The 18,092-nt window shown below is 69.1% G+C and carries 16 protein-coding genes and 1 riboswitch; of the genes, 7 read left to right on the top strand and 9 right to left on the bottom strand.

All coding sequences use genetic code 11. The features are described from left to right. Positions 1-66: 66 nt before the first annotated feature. The 5 genes from AC3A5T_RS11275 to AC3A5T_RS11255 form a co-directional block, all read right to left on the bottom strand. Positions 67-459 (bottom strand): hypothetical protein, encoded by a 393-nt coding sequence (locus AC3A5T_RS11275; RefSeq protein ID WP_487628651.1) that lies wholly within the window; start codon positions 457-459, stop codon positions 67-69. 56 nt (positions 460-515) lie between these two features. Next, positions 516-1,172: a PAQR family membrane homeostasis protein TrhA gene (trhA, locus tag AC3A5T_RS11270; RefSeq protein ID WP_332078505.1), complete on the bottom strand. Its 657-nt coding sequence runs from the start codon at positions 1,170-1,172 to the stop codon at positions 516-518. Between the two features lie 76 nt (positions 1,173-1,248). Beyond that, positions 1,249-2,853 (bottom strand): peptide chain release factor 3, encoded by a 1,605-nt coding sequence (locus tag AC3A5T_RS11265; RefSeq protein ID WP_487628650.1) that lies wholly within the window; start codon positions 2,851-2,853, stop codon positions 1,249-1,251. A 71-nt stretch (positions 2,854-2,924) separates the two neighbouring features. Then, positions 2,925-3,836 (bottom strand): M23 family metallopeptidase, encoded by a 912-nt coding sequence (locus tag AC3A5T_RS11260; RefSeq protein WP_487628649.1) that lies wholly within the window; start codon positions 3,834-3,836, stop codon positions 2,925-2,927. A gap of 8 nt (positions 3,837-3,844) precedes the next feature. Continuing rightward, positions 3,845-4,951 carry an NHL repeat-containing protein gene (locus AC3A5T_RS11255; RefSeq protein ID WP_487628648.1) on the bottom strand — a complete coding sequence of 369 codons (1,107 nt, stop codon included), beginning with the start codon at positions 4,949-4,951 and terminating at the stop codon, positions 3,845-3,847. Positions 4,952-5,066: 115 nt separating this feature from the next. Beyond that, positions 5,067-5,195: riboswitch (SAM riboswitch) on the top strand. Between the two features lie 100 nt (positions 5,196-5,295). Between AC3A5T_RS11255 and metX the strand changes: the two genes are divergently transcribed. From metX to AC3A5T_RS11235, 4 genes are all read left to right on the top strand, one after another. Further along, positions 5,296-6,348, top strand: a complete 1,053-nt coding sequence (gene metX / locus AC3A5T_RS11250; protein ID WP_487628647.1) for a homoserine O-succinyltransferase MetX — start codon at positions 5,296-5,298, stop codon at positions 6,346-6,348. After that, on the top strand, positions 6,345-7,586 hold the full coding sequence (locus AC3A5T_RS11245) for an O-succinylhomoserine (thiol)-lyase (protein WP_487628646.1): 1,242 nt from the start codon (positions 6,345-6,347) through the stop codon (positions 7,584-7,586). The genes metX and AC3A5T_RS11245 overlap by 4 nt, the downstream gene beginning before the upstream one ends. Continuing rightward, positions 7,583-8,671: a Rossmann-fold NAD(P)-binding domain-containing protein gene (locus AC3A5T_RS11240; RefSeq protein ID WP_487628645.1), complete on the top strand. Its 1,089-nt coding sequence runs from the start codon at positions 7,583-7,585 to the stop codon at positions 8,669-8,671. Before AC3A5T_RS11245 ends, AC3A5T_RS11240 begins: the two co-directional genes overlap by 4 nt. A gap of 125 nt (positions 8,672-8,796) precedes the next feature. Next, positions 8,797-9,552 (top strand): DUF1521 domain-containing protein, encoded by a 756-nt coding sequence (locus AC3A5T_RS11235; RefSeq protein ID WP_487628644.1) that lies wholly within the window; start codon positions 8,797-8,799, stop codon positions 9,550-9,552. Positions 9,553-9,673: 121 nt separating this feature from the next. Here AC3A5T_RS11235 and AC3A5T_RS11230 read toward each other — a convergent pair whose 3' ends face one another. Further along, positions 9,674-11,056 (bottom strand): L-serine ammonia-lyase, encoded by a 1,383-nt coding sequence (locus tag AC3A5T_RS11230; RefSeq protein WP_487628643.1) that lies wholly within the window; start codon positions 11,054-11,056, stop codon positions 9,674-9,676. 49 nt (positions 11,057-11,105) lie between these two features. On the opposite strand from AC3A5T_RS11230, the gene AC3A5T_RS11225 reads away from it, so the two are divergent. Next, positions 11,106-11,342, top strand: coding sequence for a glutaredoxin family protein (locus tag AC3A5T_RS11225; RefSeq protein ID WP_487628642.1), 237 nt, complete (start codon positions 11,106-11,108; stop codon positions 11,340-11,342). Between the two features lie 14 nt (positions 11,343-11,356). On the opposite strand, the gene AC3A5T_RS11220 is transcribed toward AC3A5T_RS11225, so the two are convergent. From AC3A5T_RS11220 to AC3A5T_RS11210, 3 genes are read right to left on the bottom strand one after another with little or no spacing between them, the layout of a single operon-like run. Further along, positions 11,357-11,914 (bottom strand): YceI family protein, encoded by a 558-nt coding sequence (locus AC3A5T_RS11220; protein WP_487628641.1) that lies wholly within the window; start codon positions 11,912-11,914, stop codon positions 11,357-11,359. Between the two features lie 4 nt (positions 11,915-11,918). Further along, entirely contained in the window at positions 11,919-12,503 is a 585-nt protein-coding gene (locus AC3A5T_RS11215) for a cytochrome b (RefSeq protein WP_487628640.1), read from the bottom strand. Further along, complete coding sequence (locus AC3A5T_RS11210; RefSeq protein WP_487628639.1) at positions 12,500-13,207, bottom strand: YceI family protein; 708 nt, start codon at positions 13,205-13,207, stop codon at positions 12,500-12,502. The genes AC3A5T_RS11215 and AC3A5T_RS11210 overlap by 4 nt, the downstream gene beginning before the upstream one ends. Before the next feature lie 149 nt (positions 13,208-13,356). Here AC3A5T_RS11210 and AC3A5T_RS11205 point away from each other — a divergent pair, with 149 nt between their 5' ends. Both AC3A5T_RS11205 and AC3A5T_RS11200 read left to right on the top strand, forming a co-directional pair. Continuing rightward, positions 13,357-16,953: a two-component regulator propeller domain-containing protein gene (locus AC3A5T_RS11205; protein WP_487628638.1), complete on the top strand. Its 3,597-nt coding sequence runs from the start codon at positions 13,357-13,359 to the stop codon at positions 16,951-16,953. A 106-nt stretch (positions 16,954-17,059) separates the two neighbouring features. Beyond that, positions 17,060-18,061 (top strand): ligase-associated DNA damage response exonuclease, encoded by a 1,002-nt coding sequence (locus AC3A5T_RS11200; RefSeq protein WP_487628637.1) that lies wholly within the window; start codon positions 17,060-17,062, stop codon positions 18,059-18,061. Positions 18,062-18,092 lie beyond the last annotated feature (31 nt).

The following is an 18,092-nucleotide window of genomic DNA, read 5'->3' as shown; positions in this document are numbered from 1 at the left end:
CTTGTTCAGCCCCACCATCGACGCGCTGCGGTCAACTGCGGGTGAATGTTCCGTTGCGCTTCGGTATCACGACGCGTCAGCGGGCGCGGATTTCGGCAGCGCGGTTTCGGTGCAGCGCACTGTGCGGCCGTTGTCCTGCGACAGTTCGGCACCGTCATCGGTGGTGACGAACCGCAGGCCGACTTCCGACCACACCGGCGGCTGGCTGCCGCGGATCACGCCCAGATTCACGATGCGCCCATCGGTCATGCGCAGACGGGCGAAGCGCCCTTCTCGGATGATTTCGACGATCGCGGCCGTCGGGCAGTCGTAGGCCGCGGTGACGGTTTCCGGCGCGGGCGCAGGCGTCTCGGGCGGCGGCGTGGGCGCGGCCACGGGTGCAGGCGGCGCCGGTGTTTCGGCAGAACAGGACACCAGCATGACGACGGCAAGGGCGGGCAACATCGGGACGGATCGCATGCGGAACTCCGGAGTGGACGACGACCGCTCGATTGTCGCGACGCGCGCGCCGACGATCAACGCGCCGGTACGACCTGGGCCAGCACGGCCACGTAATGGCAGACGCTGCCGCCGATGCAGAACAGGTGCCAGATCGCATGCGCGTAGGGAATGGAATCGCGCATGTAGAAGAAGGTACCGAGCGTGTAGAACACGCCGCCGGCGATGATCCAGCTCAGCGTCCAGGTGTCGAGCGCAGCGGCGACCGGGCCGATCGCGATCACCACCAGCCAGCCCATCGCGACGTAGATCGCCGTCGACAGACCGCGGAAGCGGCCGGTGTAGAACAGTTTGAACACCACGCCCGCCAGCGCCAGCGTCCAGATGATGCCGAACAGCCACCAGCCCAGCGTGCCGCGCAGTCCGATCAGCGTGAAGGGCGTATAGGTGCCGGCGATCAACAGATAGATCGCGCAGTGGTCGAACACTTTCAGGCGACCCTTGGCTACCGGGTGCTCGACCGCGTGATACAGCGTGGACGCCAGATACAGCAGCAGCAGCGAGACGCCGAACACGATCGATGCGCCGAGCTGCCAGCCGTTGCCGTAGAGCGCGGCCAGGGTGATCAGGACCGCACCGCCGGCGAGCGCGGCGGTCGCGCCGAGACCGTGGGTCAGGGCGCTGGCAAACTCTTCGCGCTTCGCGCGAAGCGAACGGGGCGGGGCGGTGGTCATCGACGTCCGGCTGGGGGATTGGACTGCCGCGAAGTATGACCGGGTGCCCGTGTCCTGTCAGAGACCGCGGCGCGGATCAGTCCACCGACACCGCATGCGCATGCTCGCGTGTGGCGAGGAACTCGACACCCTCCGCGCGTTCCTGGGCCAGCTGCAGGTTCACCCGGGTCGGGGCCAGGTAGACCAGCTGATCGGCGGCGTCGTAGGCCAGATTCATCGCGTGCTTGTCGCGGAAGGCTTCGAGCGTCTTCGCGTCCTTGCAGCGGATCCAGCGGGCCGTGTTGACCTGCACCGGCTCGAAGCTCGCATCGACGCCGTATTCGTCCTTCAGCCGGTAGGCGACGACGTCGAACTGCAGCACACCGACCGCGCCGAGAATCAGGTCGTTGCTCATCAGCGGCTTGAAGAACTGCGTCGCGCCTTCTTCCGACAGCTGCGCCAGGCCCTTCTGCAGTTGCTTGAGCTTGAGCGGATCGCGCAGGCGCGCGCGGCGGAACAGTTCCGGGGCGAAGTTCGGGATGCCGGTGAAGGCGATGTTCTCGCCCTCGGTGAAGGTGTCACCGATCGAGATCGTGCCGTGGTTGTGGATGCCGATCACGTCGCCCGGATACGCCTCGGCGGCGATCTCGCGGTCACTGGCCATGAAGGTCAGCGCGTTGGCGAGCTTGAGCGGCTTGCCGGTGCGCGGATGGAACGCCTTCATGCCGGCTTCGAAGCGGCCCGAACACACGCGCATGAAGGCCACGCGGTCACGGTGCATCGGGTCCATGTTCGCCTGGATCTTGAACACGAAGCCGGTCAGCTTGTCTTCCTGCGGCGCGACTTCGCGCGTGGTCGTCTCGCGTGCCTGCGGCGGCGGGGCGTGCTCGACGAAGAAATCCAGCAGCGGCTGCACGCCGAAGTTGTTGACGCCCGAGCCGAAGAACACCGGCGTCTGCCTGCCGGCGCGATAGGCCTCGAGATCGAAGGGATGGCTGGCGCCCTGCACCAGTTCCAGTTCGTCGCGCAGGTCGGTCAGCATCTTCTCGCCGATCTTGTCGCTCAGGCCCGGCGCGTCGATCGACGGGAAGATCGTCGAATCCTGTCGGGTGAAGTTGCGGCCCGGCTCGTAGAGATGCACCTCGCCGGTCACCAGATGCACCACGCCCTTGAGGCGCTGGCCCATGCCGATCGGCCAGGTCACCGGCGCGCACTCGATGCCGAGCACGGTTTCCACTTCATCGAGCAGATCGATCGGGTCCTTGCCCTCGCGGTCGAGCTTGTTGATGAAGGTCATGATCGGCGTGTCGCGCAGCCGGCAGACCTCCATCAGCTTGATCGTGCGTTCCTCGACGCCCTTGGCGACGTCGATGACCATCAGCGCCGAGTCGACCGCGGTCAGCACGCGGTAGGTGTCCTCGCCGAAGTCGGCGTGGCCGGGGGTGTCGAGCAGATTGACGACGCGGCCCTCGTAGGGGAACTGCATCACCGAGCTGGTCACCGAGATGCCGCGCTCCTTTTCCAGCGCCATCCAGTCGGACGTCGCATGGCGCGCGGCCTTGCGGCCCTTGACCGATCCGGCCATCTGGATCGCACCGCCGAACAGCAGCAGCTTTTCGGTCAGCGTGGTCTTGCCGGCGTCGGGATGCGAAATGATCGCGAACGTGCGGCGGCGGGAACTTTCGGAGGCGATATCGGACATGCGGGCGGCCGCGCGGGTGCGCGCAGGCTGGAATCGGGAAGCCGCCGATTATACGACGCCGTGCGGCCGCCTCAGGGCGGGGCGTCCGTGTCGGCCCGTACCTGTCCGAAGCGCAGCGGGCCGTCCGGTCCGGCCATGCGGAACGGCAGCGATTCGAGCCGCATGCCGCGGTTGGCCTGCACGACGAAGTGCAGGTGCGGCGCGGCGCTCAGGCCGGTATTGCCCGAGAAGCCGATGATCGTGCCGCGCAGCACGCGTGCGCCGGGTGCAACGACCACGCCGGCCTGCTGCAGGTGCGCGTAGAGCGCCATCGTGCCGTCGTCGTGGAGCACGCGGATGAAGTTGCCGCGTACGCGGTCGTCGCCTGCATCCACGATCGCGTCTGGATCGAGGCGCGCGCTGGCGCCGGATTCGACCTGCATCACCACGCCGTCGCGCGCCGCCAGCACCGGCGTCCCGGCGGGGACCGCGAAATCGACCGCGTGCCTGTTTTCGTCGTCGTCATGACTGAAGCCGCCGCCGAAGCCCTGGGCGATCCGCACGGGCGCGTCGCGCAGCGGGTACAGGTATTCGACATTGCGCGCCCGTGCGGTCGGCAGGCCGGGGATGGCCACGAGCTGCAAGCGTGTGCCGGCGGCGCCATCCGTCAATTGCGCGATCACGAGGCCGCCGCCGCCCGGCACGGTAACGCGTGCCGGCAGGGCCGGTGTCGCGTGCGGCGGCGGACCGTCGCTCAGCAGCGTCACTTCCACCGGGCCGGCGAGATGATTGATCGCAGTGGCCTCGGTGCCACCGAAGCGCGGGCGCAGTTCGAGTTCGACACTCGACGTGCGCGGCGCCGATGCGATGGCCGCCTGTGCAGGCACGGCGGGCGCCATCGTCGCACCGGGCCAACTGCCGCTCGACGGCGTCTGCGCGGACGCGGCGCCGGATGCGCACATCGCCAGCAACGCGAACGCTGTCCACCATCGAGGCATCGGCATCTGCAGGCTCAGCGGCTGCAGTCGGGATCGAGCTGCAGCGCGGTCGCGACCTCGCGCAGATCGAACGCGACCACCGAGGCATCGTCGTCGACCGCGAACAGCGCACCGGCGGAGAAGCGCGCGGTAGGCGCGGGATGCAGTGCGATGCCGTCGGTCGCGGCGACGTGTGCACCGGTGAAGCTGCCGGCCGGCGTCAGCTGCGCACGGTCGAACACCCGGAACACGGTGCGCGGGCGCAGCTGGTCGGCGACGATCCAGTAACCGCCGTCGACACTGCACGACCACAGCGCGATGCCTTCGGGTTCGGCGTCGAACGTACCCGCCGGCAATACACGACCGGTGTACGCGCCTTCGAGCGTGTAGACGTGGACCGTCGCGTTGTGGCGCAGATCCTCGTCGGCGATCAGCAGCTGGTCGTGGGCGGCGTCGCCGGCGATCGATTCGACGATGCGCAACGCGCTCTGCGCATCGGTAGCGCCAAAGGCGCCGAGCCCGGTGACCTTGGGCGAGCCGCCGTCGTGCGCTTCGAAGCGGTAACGGCGCACGCGCTGATCGAGGCGGGCGAAGTCCGGCACCTGCTTGTGGTCGGCGCCCTCCATGAAGCTGTCGGTGACGTAGACCTCGAGCGCGTCCGGCGCGGTTTCGTGGACCCACAGGCCGTACGGGCTGCGGAGGTCGTCGGCGCCGAACGCGGCCAGCGGGGTGAAGCCGGGAAGCGAGAACACCTGCACGCGATGATTGTCGCGCTCGGCGACGAACACCAGGTCGCCGTGCACGGCGATGCCGTTGGGCCGGTCGAACTGGCCGGGCATGGCCCCGCGGGCGCCGACGGTGCGCAGCATCACGCCGGTGTCGGCATCGAATACGCGCAACTGGTGGGTGCGCTTGGCCGTGGCGATCAACCAGGTACTGCCCTCGGGCGTGGGCCAGGTGGCGAGCGAATCCAGTTCGTCGCCCGCGTGCGCGGACGAGCGCCAGGCTTCGACGATCACCGGTCGATCGGCGGCCGCCACGCCGGCCATGGCATCGGCATCGGCCTCGGGTGCGGTGGGGCGCGGGGAATGAGCGGTGCAGCCGGCCAGCAGGGCGGCCGCGAACAGGAGGGCGATGCGCATCCCCGGATTATGACGAGCGCCGTGCGATCTGCGTGACCGGTTGCATCCGGAATGATCCATCGCTGCATCCGGATGAAGCGATTGACATCCGCGAATGGCGCTGGCAACCTGCACGCATCCATCGAGACCGGCGGAGGGGCAGGCCCTTTGATGCCGGGGCAACCTGATGGGATCCGCGCGTCGCGCGGCGTCCATCGCGGTGCCAAGTCCTGCGGGGACCTGTGTGTCCACCGGAAGATGGTGATGCCGTATCGGCGTTCGCGCCGATGTCGTATTCCGCCGACAGGCGACTTCCGGTGATTCCCGCGAGACGCGATGGCCCAGTCCATCCGGAATCCCGTGCCATGAGTCTCGTCGACACCGCCACCCGTCCCGAACCCACGCCCGACGCGGCGTACGTGCACGCGCTCGCTGCCGATGCGCCGATCGCGCACGACGTCACCCGCGGCAGCCTCGACGTGCAGCTCGCCACCCGGTATGCCGGCATGCGTCGGCTCACGCTGCGGTATCAGCTGCAGGGCCCGGCCTCGGCGCCGGTGGTGTTCGTCGCCGGCGGCATTTCCGCGCATCGGCATCTGGCGTCGAATGCCGCGCATGCCGAAGCCGGCTGGCTGGAGGAACTGGTCGCACCCGGCCGTACGCTCGATCCGGCGCAGCTGCGCTTGTTGGCCTTCGATTTCGTCGGCGCCGATGGCGCGCTCGATGCGCCGATCGACACGACCGACCAGGCTGATGCGGTTGCCGTGCTGCTCGATGCGCTGGGCATCGCGCGACTGCACGCCTTCGTCGGCTATTCCTACGGCGCACTGGTCGGCCTGCAGTTCGCGGCGCGCCACGCGACCCGCGTGCAGCGGCTGGTTGCGGTCAGCGGTGCGCATCGCGCGCATCCCTATGCGGCCGCCTGGCGCGCGCTGCAGCGGCAGGCCGTCGCGCTGGGCCAGCTGCAGTGCGCCGACGCGCAGGGGCTGTCGCTGGCGCGCCAGTTCGCGATGCTTAGCTATCGCACACCGGAAGAATTCGCCGAGCGCTTCGACGCCCCGCCCGAAGTCGTCAACGGCCGCGTGCGCGTCGCCGCCGAGGACTATCTCGACGCTGCCGGCGCGCGTTACGTCTCGCGCACGCCGGTCACCGCGTGGCTGCGGTTGTCGGAATCTATCGATCTGCACCGCGTCGATCCGCGCGACATCCGCGTGCCGACGACCGTCGTCGCCGTCGAAGGCGACCGCCTCGTGCCGCTGGCCGATGCGGTGACGCTGCTCGAAGGCCTGGGACCGAACGGCCAGCTGCGCGTGCTGCGATCGCCTTACGGCCACGACGCCTTTCTCAAAGAAACCGACCGCATCGATGCACTGCTCGCGACCGCGCTGCGTGCCCCCACTTCCGGAGACCCCGCATGAGCATTCACGCCCCGACCGACGCCGCCTGTCAGCCCGCGACCCGCGCCGTGCGCGCCGGTATCGATCGCGATCCGGCATATGGCGCGGTGACGCCGCCGATCGTGCTGTCGAGCAACTTCAGCTTCGCCGGCTTCGGCGAGAAGCGGCAGTACGACTACACCCGCAGCGGCAATCCCACGCGCGATCTGCTCGGTGAGGCGCTGGCCGAACTCGAAGGCGGCGCGGGCGGTGTGATCACGCCGACCGGCATGGCCGCGATCACCCTGGTGCTCAATGCGCTGCTCGAGCCCGGCGATCGTCTGGTCGTGCCGCACGATGCCTACGGCGGCAGCTGGCGTCTGTTCGATGCGCTGGCGCGCAAGGGGCATTTCGAACTCGTCACCGCCGATCTCACCGATCCGCGCAGCCTCGCCGACGCGCTGGCCACGCAACCGAAGCTGGTGCTGGTGGAGACGCCGTCGAACCCGCTGCTGCGCATCACCGATCTGCGTTTCGTCATCGAAGCCGCGCATCGGGCAGACGCGCTGGTCGTGGTCGACAACACCTTCCTGTCACCGGCGCTGCAGCGCCCGATCGCATTCGGCGCCGACGTCGTGCTGCATTCGACCACCAAGTACATCAACGGCCACAGCGACGTGGTCGGCGGCGCGGTGATCGCGCGCGATGCCGAGCTGCATGCGCAGCTCGCGTGGTGGGCGAATGCGCTGGGTATCACCGGCTCGCCGTTCGACAGCTTCCTGACCCTGCGCGGCCTGCGCACGCTGGACGCGCGCCTGCGCGTGCACCAGGAGAACACCGCCGGCGTGGTCGCACTGCTCGACGCGCATCCGGCCGTCGCGCGCGTCCACTATCCGGGTCTGGTCGACCATCCGGGTCACGCCATCGCCGCGCGTCAACAATCGGGCTTCGGCGCGATGTTGTCCTTCGAGCTCGCCGGCGCGCCCGGCGTGGCGCAGGAAGACGTGGTGCGCGCATTCGTCGCCGGCCTCCAGCAGTTCACCCTGGCCGAATCGCTGGGCGGCGTGGAAAGCCTGATCGCGCATCCGGCGACGATGACGCATGCGGCGATGACGCCGGCGGCGCGCGCCGCGGCCGGCATCTCCGACGGTCTGCTACGCCTGTCGGTCGGCATCGAAGCACTGGACGATCTGCTGATCGACATCCAGGCCGGCCTGGCTCGCGCCGCGACCGTGCTGGACGCGGCCACGCGCCCGTCCCACGCAGGCGTCGAAGCATGAGTACCGTCGTGCAACTGCGGCAGGGGCGCCGCGCGCAACCGCGGCCCGCGCGCCTGGCCTTGCTCGGCACCGGTACGGTCGGCTCGGCGTTCGTCGAACGCTATGCGCGACTCACCGCGCAGGGCGTGGCGCTGCCCGAGGTGGCATGGCTTTGCAATTCGCGCACCCAGGTCGGCGGTGGCGACGATCTGCATGCCGCGCTCGCGCAGGCCCGCGCCGCGGCGCGTCGGCGCGCCGGATTCCCGCCGTGGGCCGAAGGCGAAAGCCCGAAGCCGGGCGACATCATCGTCGACGCGACCGCCAGCGAAACCGTCGCCGACTGGCACCCCGAATGGCTGACCCGTGGCGTGCACGTGGTCACCGCGAACAAGCTCGGCACCGGCGGCGATCTCGGCCGCGCATTGTCGATCGGCGATGCGCGCGCGATCGGCGGCCGCTACGGCGACAGTGCGACGGTCGGCGCCGGTCTGCCGCTGTTGCGCAGCCTGCGCGCGCTGATCGACGGCGGCGATCGCATCCACGCGATCGAAGGCGTGCTGTCGGGCTCGCTGGCCTGGCTGTTCTCGCACCACGATGGCAGCCAGCCGTTCTCGGCGCTGGTGCGCCAGGCGAGTGCGGCGGGTTATACCGAGCCGGATCCACGCGTCGATCTGTCCGGCGAGGACGTGCGCCGCAAGCTGCTGATCCTCGCGCGCGCCGCGGGCATCGCATTGCCCGCGCACGAAGTCGTCGTCGAATCGCTGGTGCCGGATGTGCTCGCACGCGCTGCGGATGTGGACGTCGATCAGGCGCTGGCCGCACTCGACGACACGCTCGAAGCGCGCCGCGCGGAGGCGGCTGCGAACGGTGAGCGCCTGTGCTTCGTCGGCCGTTTCGACGCCGACGGCGCACGCGTGGGTCTGCGCGCGTTGCCGGTCGGCCATCCGCTGTGCGCGGGCAATGGCACCGACAACCGTGTCGCGATCCACAGCGATCGCTACAGCACGCAGCCGCTGGTGATCCAGGGCCCGGGCGCGGGCGCGGAAGTCACCGCGGCGGCATTGCTCGACGACGTGCTGGCCATCACCCACGCGCAGGTGGTCTGACAGCGGCGCAAGCTTCGGAAGTCCTGGACTGGGGCGAACCCTAGATCGGGTGCGCCCCGGTGTCGTGGGCGCTGCGCGCGCGCTGGAATGGCGTCATTCAGATTCCATCCAGCCAGGGGCCCACCGTGACCGACAACCTCAGCATCTCCGTCTCGCTCAGCATCAGCGGCCAGCTGCCGGCCGTGCAGAGCGCCGCCAGCACGCAGCGCACCGCCGACGGCCGCGTGCAGTTCGAAAACGAGAACTACCGCATCACCGCCGGCGACAACGACGAAGTCATCGTCTTCAACAAGGGGACCGGCGAGAACTACCGCATCTGGGGCGACCCGCACGTCGAGATCGACGGCAAGCACGCTTTCGATTTCTGGGGCCAGACCACGTTCCAGCTCGACGACGGCACCAAGGTGACCATCGAGACCACGCCGTGGGCGCAGGGCGGCGACGGCGCGACGGTCGCGTCCGTCGTGACGATCACCGACGGCGACTACGGCGTGCAGATCAGCGGCGTCGACAGCAACACCCACGGCGATCTGTCGTTCCAGGAATTCGCCGGCGGCGGCCGCGTGCTCGATGCCGCGGTGCGCGACGGCAACGTGCTGCTGGAGAACGAGAACGGCAGCGGATTCATCGCCGTCGACCGCAACGGCAACATCCAGAACGTCGACCAGGCCTTCATTCTGGCGACCGACGAACTGAAGAACGGTGGCCCGGATTTCCTCGCCCATTTCGCCGAGATCTTCTCGTTCTTCACCGGCCTCATGGCGATCAGCTTCAACGGCGGCCTCGCGCTCGGCAGCGACAATCCCCAGCGCGACCCCGAACCGACCGCACAGCCGGCCGCGCCGTGGCAGTTCAGCCTGACGCTGTCGATCAGCGCCTGAGCCCGCGTGTCGTCACGAACGGCGTGCCGCGGTTGCGGCGCGCCGTTTTCGTTGCAATCAATTCAAGTGCAGGCGTCGGATGCCGCGCGACGCCGTCTGCGCCGCGCACGCGTCCCGGTCCTCAGCACTCGATGACGTTGACCGCCAGACCGCCGCGCGAGGTTTCCTTGTACTTGTCGCGCATGTCGCGGCCGGTGTCGCGCATCGTGCGGATCACCTTGTCGAGGCTGACCTTGTGCTTGCCGTCGCCGCGGAAGGCCATGCGCGAGGCATTGATCGCCTTGACCGCGCCCATCGCGTTGCGCTCGATGCACGGGATCTGCACCAGGCCGCCGATCGGATCGCAGGTCAGGCCGAGGTTGTGTTCCATGCCGATCTCGGCCGCATTCTCGATCTGGCTCGGCGTGCCGCCCAGCGCGGCGGTCAGACCGGCGGCAGCCATCGAACAGGCCACGCCCACCTCACCCTGGCAGCCGACTTCCGCGCCCGAGATGCTGGCGTTCTCCTTGTAGAGGATGCCGACGGCGGACGCGGTCAGCAGGAAATCGAAGATGCCCTGCTCGGTGGAATTCGGGCAGAAGCGGTCGTAGTAGTGCAGCACCGCGGGCAGGATGCCGGCCGCGCCATTGGTCGGTGCGGTGACGACGCGGCCACCGGCGGCGTTCTCTTCATTCACGGCGAGCGCGTAGAGGTTCACCCAGTCGAGCACGGTCAGCGGGTCGCGCATGCCGGCTTCGGGCTTGGATGAGAGTTCGGCGTGCAGCGCGGGCGCGCGGCGGGTGACGTGCAGGCCGCCGGGCAGGGTGCCGGTCTGGCGGATGCCGCGCGCGACGCAGGACTGCATCGCCGCCCACAGTTCGCGCAGGCCGTCGCGGATCTCGTCCTCGCTGCGCCAGACCTTCTCGTTCTCCAGCATCAGCTTCGCGATGCTCAGGCCATGCGTGTTCGCCTGCGCGATCAGCTCGTCGCCACTCGAGAACGGATAGGGCACGTCGGTGGTGTCGGCGACGATGCGGTCTTCGGCCGCCTCGTCCTCGTTGACCACGAAGCCGCCGCCGACCGAGTAGTAGTCGCGCGTCGCGATGACGGCGCCCTCGGCGTCGTAGGCGGTGAAGCGCATGCCGTTGGTGTGGAAGGGCAGCTTCTGCCGCTTGTTCATCACCAGATCGGACTTCTCGTCGAAGGCGATCTCGTGCGTGCCGCCGAGCCGGATGCGCTTGTCGCCGCGGATGCGGTTGAGCGCATCGGGAATGATGTCGGGGTCGATCTGGTTCGGCATGTGGCCTTCGAGCCCCATCATCACGGCCTTGTCGGTGCCGTGGCCGCGACCGGTCAACGCCAGCGAACCGAACACCTCGGCACGGATGCGCGTCACGTCCTGCAGGCGACCGGGCACCTCCAGCCAACGGCGCACGAAACGCGCGCCCGCGCGCATCGGCCCGACGGTGTGCGAGGAACTCGGCCCGATGCCGATCTTGTAGAGGTCGAACGTGCTGACTGCCATGTGGCTATTCTACGGCCCGCGCCTGCATCCAGGCCTGCCGCAACGCGACATGACCGCTCCCACCCTGATCCTGTACCAGCGCGACGACTGCCACCTGTGCGATCTGGCGCTGGACGTGCTCGCCAACGCCGGCGTACCGGCGTTCGACAGCGTCTTCATCGACGACGATGCCGCGCTCGAAGCCCGGTACGGGACGCGGGTTCCGGTGCTGCGCGACGCGTACGACGGTCGTGAGCTCGACTGGCCCTTCGATGCGGATGCGGCGCGGCGTTGGCTGCGCCGCTGACCGCGCTGCGCCGGTTACTTCGCCGGCTGCAGATAGACCCGGGTGCTGACCGCGATCTCGTTCGGGATCGTGCCGGTGTCGGCCCACTCGCCGCCGCCGACGCCGAAATCGAGACGGCGCACGGTCGCGCGGCCCGACAGCAGCGGTCGCGCGCCGTCCGTCCAGGTGAAGGTCAGGGTCACCGGCTTGCGCACACCGCGCAGCTCCAGCGTGCCGTCGGCCGCGTACTGGCCGTTGCCGAGATCGCGGAAGCCGGTCGCGGTGTAGGTCGCCTGGGCGAACTTCGACGCATCGAAGAACGCGTTGCCGCGCATCTCGGTGTCGTAGTCGGCGTTCTGCGTGGTCGCGGTGGCCACCGGAATGGTCACCGCGAGCTTGCCGGCCGCCAGGTTGGCCGGGTCGAAGCTGACCGTCGTGCGGAAGCCGGGGAAGGTGCCAGAGAACGTCTCGCCCTGGTACTTGCCGGCGAAGGCGAGCGAAGAGCCCGGCGCCTGCACGTAATCGGCGGCGAGGGCGGGCAGGGCGAGCGCGGCGGTCAGCGCGCCGAGGGCGAGGAAGCGGATCATGCGCATGTCATCAGTCCTGCAGGGGCGGAGTCGGAGTGCGGGTGCGCAGCCAGCCGCGCGGCAGCATGCGCGCCAGCGTGTCGTCGCGCTGGACGAGATGGTGGTAGAGCGCGGCGGCTGCATGCAGCAAGGCCAGGCCGACCAGCGTCCAGAACAGCAGTTCGTGCACGTTGCCGGCGAGCTGACGCAGGTCCGCGTCCCGCGTCACCAGCGCGGGCAGATTGACCAGTTTGAACCACTGCAGCGGATAGCCGGCGGCGGAATTGAAGGTCCAGCCGCTGAGCGGAATCGCGAACAGCAGGCCGTAGAGCAGCCAGTGCGTGACCGACGCGACCCGGTCCTGCCAGCGCGGCGTGCCGGGCGCCGCGCGCGGTGCGCCGGCATACAGGCGCCACAGCAGCCGCAGGGTGGCCAGCGCGAGGATCGTCAGCCCCAGCGATTTGTGCAGCGCGTAGATCTCGATCTTGGTCGGATTGTTGCGCATGTCGCCCATGACCAGGCCGAGGATGCCGGTCGTCAGGATCAGCGCCACGACCAGCCAGTGCAGCAGCTGGCTGACGCCGCCCCAGCGGTCGGGTGGATTGCGCAGCGTCACGGGGTCGGCTCCGTCGGCGGGGGTGCAGGTGCCTCTTCGACAGGCGCGTCGGCCGTCGGCACTTCGGCATCAGGCGCGTCGTCCGGGGCATCGGCATCGTCACCTGCGTCCGAACCGCCGCGGCTGCGCGAGGCTTCGACTTCCAGCCGCAATTCGACGGCGTCGCCGATCACCGATTTCCACGCGTCGATGCCGAACTCGGCGCGCGACAGCGCGGCGGTCGCGGAGAAGCCTACGGTGCGGCGGAACGGTGGCAGCGGATACCGCTTGAGCCCGTTGAGCACCACCTGCAGCGCGACCTCGCGGGTCTCGCCGCGCAGGGTCAGGTCGCCGTGCACGATCGCGCGCTGCGCGTCGATGGGCTCGATCCGGGTGGAGACGAAGGTCGCGACCGGGTGACGTTCGCCGTCGAGCAGGTTGCGCGCGACCGTCGCCTGGTTCCATTTCGCATCGCCCAGATCGACGCGCGCGATCGGAATCGACACCGCCACGCGCGCGGTGCTCCAGTCGTCGGGATCGAACACGATCGTGCCGGTGCTGCCCGACACCGTCCCGATCGCCTTCGAAAACCCGGCATGGTCGATCGCGAACTGCACACGGGTATGCACCGGATCCAGCGTGTACTGCGCCGGCGCGGCCCATGCGGGCGTGCTCATACCCAGCAGCAGGCAGGACGGCAGGAGGAACTGGCGCGGCAGTCGCATCGGAGGTCCGGAGGGCAGCGGGGCGGGCGGTCGTGCCGATTCTAGGCGCGGGCCGCCGGTGCAGCGCAACTTGCGGTGGCAACGCAGCGTTGCGAGGATGCCCGTCGGGACGCGCGTTCGACGCGCGGCGGTGCTGTACGGGGAGCGGGATGCGTGTTGCAGGGATGATGCTGGTGTGGCTGTGGTGCTGCCTGTCGGCCGGCGCCGCGTGGGCGCAGAACGGCCCGGTCACCGCCAGCATCCCGCAGCCGCGGCAGATCGGCGTGCTGGATGGGCTGCCGTCGAATCGCGTGAACGCCATCGCCGAAGACAGGCAGGGCTATCTGTGGATCGCCACCCGCGACGGTCTGGCGCGCTACGACGGCGTGGGCTTCCGGGTCTGGCGCGTCGAGGACGGCCTCGGCGACAACTACGTCTGGGCGGTGCACGTCGATGCGCAGGACCGCGTCTGGGTCGGCACGCGGCGGGGTGGCCTGTCGATGCTCGACGCGAAGCGCACCACGTTCACCCGTTACAACCACGACACCCACGCCGAGATCGGCGTCGACGACGTCTGGGCCGTGATGTCGACGCCGGATGGGGCGATCTGGTTCGGAACCGCCGAGTCGGGTCTCTACCGGCTCGCGCCCGATGGCGGACTTCGGCGATTCCGATCGGATCCTGACGACCCGCGCAGCCTGCCGGCGGATGGCGTCAGCTACATCGTGCCTGCCGCCGAAGGCGCGCTGTGGATCGGCACGAAGAATGGTGCCGCGCGCTGGAACGGACGCGATTTCGAACCTGTTCCGTCGCCTGCAGAGGCCAGCCGCATGGTCAATGGTCTGGTGATCGATACGGCTGGCGATCTGTGGATCGGTGCGCAGGGCGGTGGTGTCGTGCGGCGCGCGGACGGCTGGGTCGAAATGATGCCGCAGGTCGATCCGGTGATGCGTGCGCCCGTGCTGCACATGCTCGTCCAGGATCGCCAGGGCGTGCGCTGGTTCGACACGCGCAGCGGCCTCGCGCGTGAGGTGGAGGGCCGTCTCGATGACGTGCCGCTCTACAGCTTCGCCAGCCGGGGACCCGTGCGACCGTCGTGGTCGTCGGGCTTCCAGGATCGCGAAGGGGGGCTCTGGTTCGCGAGTCTGGATGCGGGACTGTGGTACCTGCCCGCCAACTGGCGCAATTTCACCGTATTGCAGCGCCGTGTGCTGGACCCGACCACGCCCGCGAATGCGTTCGTGCATGGGGTCGCACGGGCTGCCGACGGAGGCTTCTGGCTTGTCGGCAATGGTGGGGTTCTCGATCACCTGGATCCGGTCACGGGCGTCGTCGAACACCGCCTCTCCGAGGTGTGTGGGAGCGAGCCAAACCGCAGTGTCCACGAGACCGATGCCGGTATCGTCTGGATCGGCTGCCTTCGGCAACTGGTGCGCTTCGATCCGGCGAGTGGCGATGTGCGGCGCTGGTACCAGGACGATGAGGACGCGCCGGCGCCGAGTGGTCAGCACACCGACAGCATCGTCGAACAGCGTGACGGCACGGTCTGGTTCGCCAGCGACCACGAGGTGCAGGCGCGCGCCCCGGATGGACGTCTGATCGAATCGATCCGGGCAGGCGATGGCCATGGCATTCCGTCGCTGGCGCGGCCGATGACCATCGCGCAGGCGCCTGACGGCAGCGTCTGGCTCGCCACCACACGCGGCATCTACGCGTGGAAGACCGGCACCCGCACCTTCGAACCCGTGCCCGGCGCACCCCAGCGCACGATCAGTGCGATCACCCAGCAGGGAGCGGACACCGTCTGGCTGGCGGGCCCGGGGACACTTGAGGCCTACCATTGGAATGGCGCGCTGCTGACCCGGCAACTCGCCTTCGGTCGTGCGAACGGACTGCCGCAGGTGATGCCTGGCGGTGTCGCCGTCGACGCCAGCGGTACGGTGTGGATCACCACCGTGCGTGGACTGGTGCGTCTGGATCCAACGACATCGCGCATCCGTGTCTACGGCGTGCACGACGGATTGCCCAGCCAGGAATTCAGCGAACAGCACATCGGGGTGTCACGGGATGGCCACTTCGCGGTGGGAACCGGCGAGGGGCTGTTGCTGTTTCATCCAGCCGACGTGCATCGACGCGACGAGACGCCGCCACTGGTGATCGAGTCGATCGATCTGCGCCGCGACGACGATGAGCTCGAACTTGCGCCCTCGGGCCCGATCGAGCTGCGTCACGGCGACCGGGATCTGCGCGTGGTCGCACGCCTGCTGTCGTTCACGGATGCGCACGCCCATCACTATCGATTCCGTCTGGACGGCTACGAGTCGGAATGGGTGGATGCGGACGTCACCGCGGAACGTGTGTTCCCGCGGCTCGAGCCCGGGCGGTACACCCTGCATGTGGAAGCGCGGACGGAAGACGGCGAGTGGACCACACTGGCCCCGCTGACCATTCGCCAGGCGCCGCCGTGGTGGCGCACGATCTGGGCGCTGCTGGGATTGCTGCTGCTCGCAGGTGTCGTGCTGTGGTGGGTGGCCCGCGCCTACCGGACGCGCCTCAAGCGCCGCCATGCCTGGCAGCTCGCCGAGGACAAGCGCAGCCTCGCCGAGCAGGCCTCCCTCGCGAAGACGCGCTTTCTCGCCACGCTGGGCCACGAGGTCCGCACACCGATGACCGGTGTGCTGGGCATGAGCGAGCTGCTGCTCCACACGTCCCTCGATCCACGCCAGCGCGGTTATGCCGAATCGATCCGCCGCGCGGGTGATCACCTGATGCGTCTGGTCAACGACGCACTCGATCTCGCCCGCATCGAAGCCGGCAGGCTCGAGCTCGATCCCCAACCGTTCGAGGTCGCGCGGCTGGTGCAGGACGTCGTCGCGATGTGCGCGCCGATCGCGCGACAGAAGTCGCTGGGCTTCGACGTGATCATCGATCCGTCCGTGCCGGCGTGGGTGCTCGGCGATCCCGGGCGCGTGCGCCAGATCCTGCTCAATCTGCTGGGCAACGCGGTCAAGTTCACCGAGACCGGCCGGGTCGGGCTGCATGTGGACGTCGATTCCGCCGGCGCGCTGTGTTTCGTCGTCACCGACACGGGGCCGGGCCTGAGCAACGAGCAGCGCGAGCGCCTGTTCCGACGGTTCGAACAGGCCGAAGGTGCGCGCACTGCATCGCGCTACGGCGGCAGCGGGCTCGGACTGGCCATCAGCCAAGAGCTGTCTGCGACGATGGGCGGGCACATCGAGGTCGAGAGCACGCCGGGGGAAGGCACCCGTTTCCGCGTGATCCTGCCGCTGCCGGTGGTGACCGATCCGCCGCATCCGCAGATCGAATCGGGCGTCGAACGCATCACCTCCGCGGTCGGTCTGGAGATCCTGCTGGTCGAGGACGACCAGACCGTGTCCGAAGTGATCGCCGGACTGCTGCAGTCGCAGGGCCACGAGGTGGTGCACGTGATGCACGGCCTCGGCGCCCTGTCGGAGATCGCCACGCGCAGCTTCGATCTGGCGCTGCTCGATCTCGACCTGCCCGGCATCGACGGTCTGACCCTCGCCGGCATGATGCGCGCACACGGGTTCGTCCAGCCGATGATCGCGGTCACGGCGCGGGCCGATGCCGATGCGGAGGCCGCGGCGCATGTCGCCGGTTTCGACGGCTTCCTGCGCAAGCCGCTGACCGGCGAGATGCTGTCCGACACCCTGGCGTGGACCTGGCGCCCCACGCGCGACGACGATGAGCCCGATGCCGAACTCTCCGGCTACGACGCGCGCTGATCCCCGCTGAACCGCAGCAGGAGACGCGCGCCGGCGTCTCATATCCCGCGACGGCGCGGTTGCAGGCTTGCCGCCTCGTGCACAAGCCGCTACCCAGACTGCGCCCATGGCCGTCGCGTCCAACGATCTGATCCAGCTGCGCCCGGAAGGGCTGTACTGCCCGGCAGGCGATTTCCACATCGACCCGTGGCGCCCGGTGCCGCGCGCGGTGATCACGCACGGGCACGGCGATCATGCCCGCACGGGCATGGGCGCGTATCACACGACCCGGATCGGTCTGCCGATCCTCGAATGGCGGCTCGGCGAGCAGATCTACGCGGCGCACGAATACGGCGCGCCGTTCCAGATGGGCAATGCCACCGTGTCGCTGCATCCGGCGGGACACGTGCTGGGATCGGCGCAGGTGCGCGTCGAGGTCGACGGCGAAGTCTGGGTCGCCTCGGGCGACTACAAGCGCCAGCACGATCCGACCTGCGACCCGTTCGAAGTCGTGCGCTGCGACACCTTCATCACCGAGGCGACGTTCGGTCTGCCGGTCTATCGCTGGCCGGACACGTCCGAAGTCGCCCGCGACATCGTCGCCTGGCGCGACCACTGCGCCGAACGCGGCGAGGCGGCGATTCTCTACTGCTACGCGCTGGGGAAGGCACAGCGCGTACTGGCCGAACTGGCGGTGCATGCCGACGAACCCGTGTTGCTGCATGGCGCCGTCGCGACCGGCGTCGAGGTGTACCGCCGCGCCGGCGTGTCACTGATCGACACGTTGCCGGTGGCAGACACCGACAAGGCCGCCGACTTCGCCGGCAGGCTTGTCCTTGCGCCGCCATCCGCTGCGGGCAGTTCCTGGATCCGCCGTTTCCGCCGTGCGCAGCAGGGCTTCGCCTCCGGCTGGATGCAGATCCGCGGCAACCGGCGCCGCCGCAATTACGACCGCGGCTTCGTGGTGTCCGATCACGCCGACTGGCCGGACCTGATGCGCACCGTGCGCGAGACCGGCGCGTCGCGCGTGATCGCCACCCACGGCAACACTGACGCGATCATCCGCGCGTTGCGCGAAGACGGCATCGCGGCCGAAGCGTTCCGGACGGGTTTCGGAGGCGAGGAGTGACGGCGCTTCGCAAGGCGTCTGCCGCACTGGA

It is taken from the genome of Luteimonas sp. Soil_C_16, from assembly GCF_057657295.1.
Note: the sequence above shows the minus strand (reverse complement) of the source record. Positions and strands in the feature narration are given on the sequence as shown.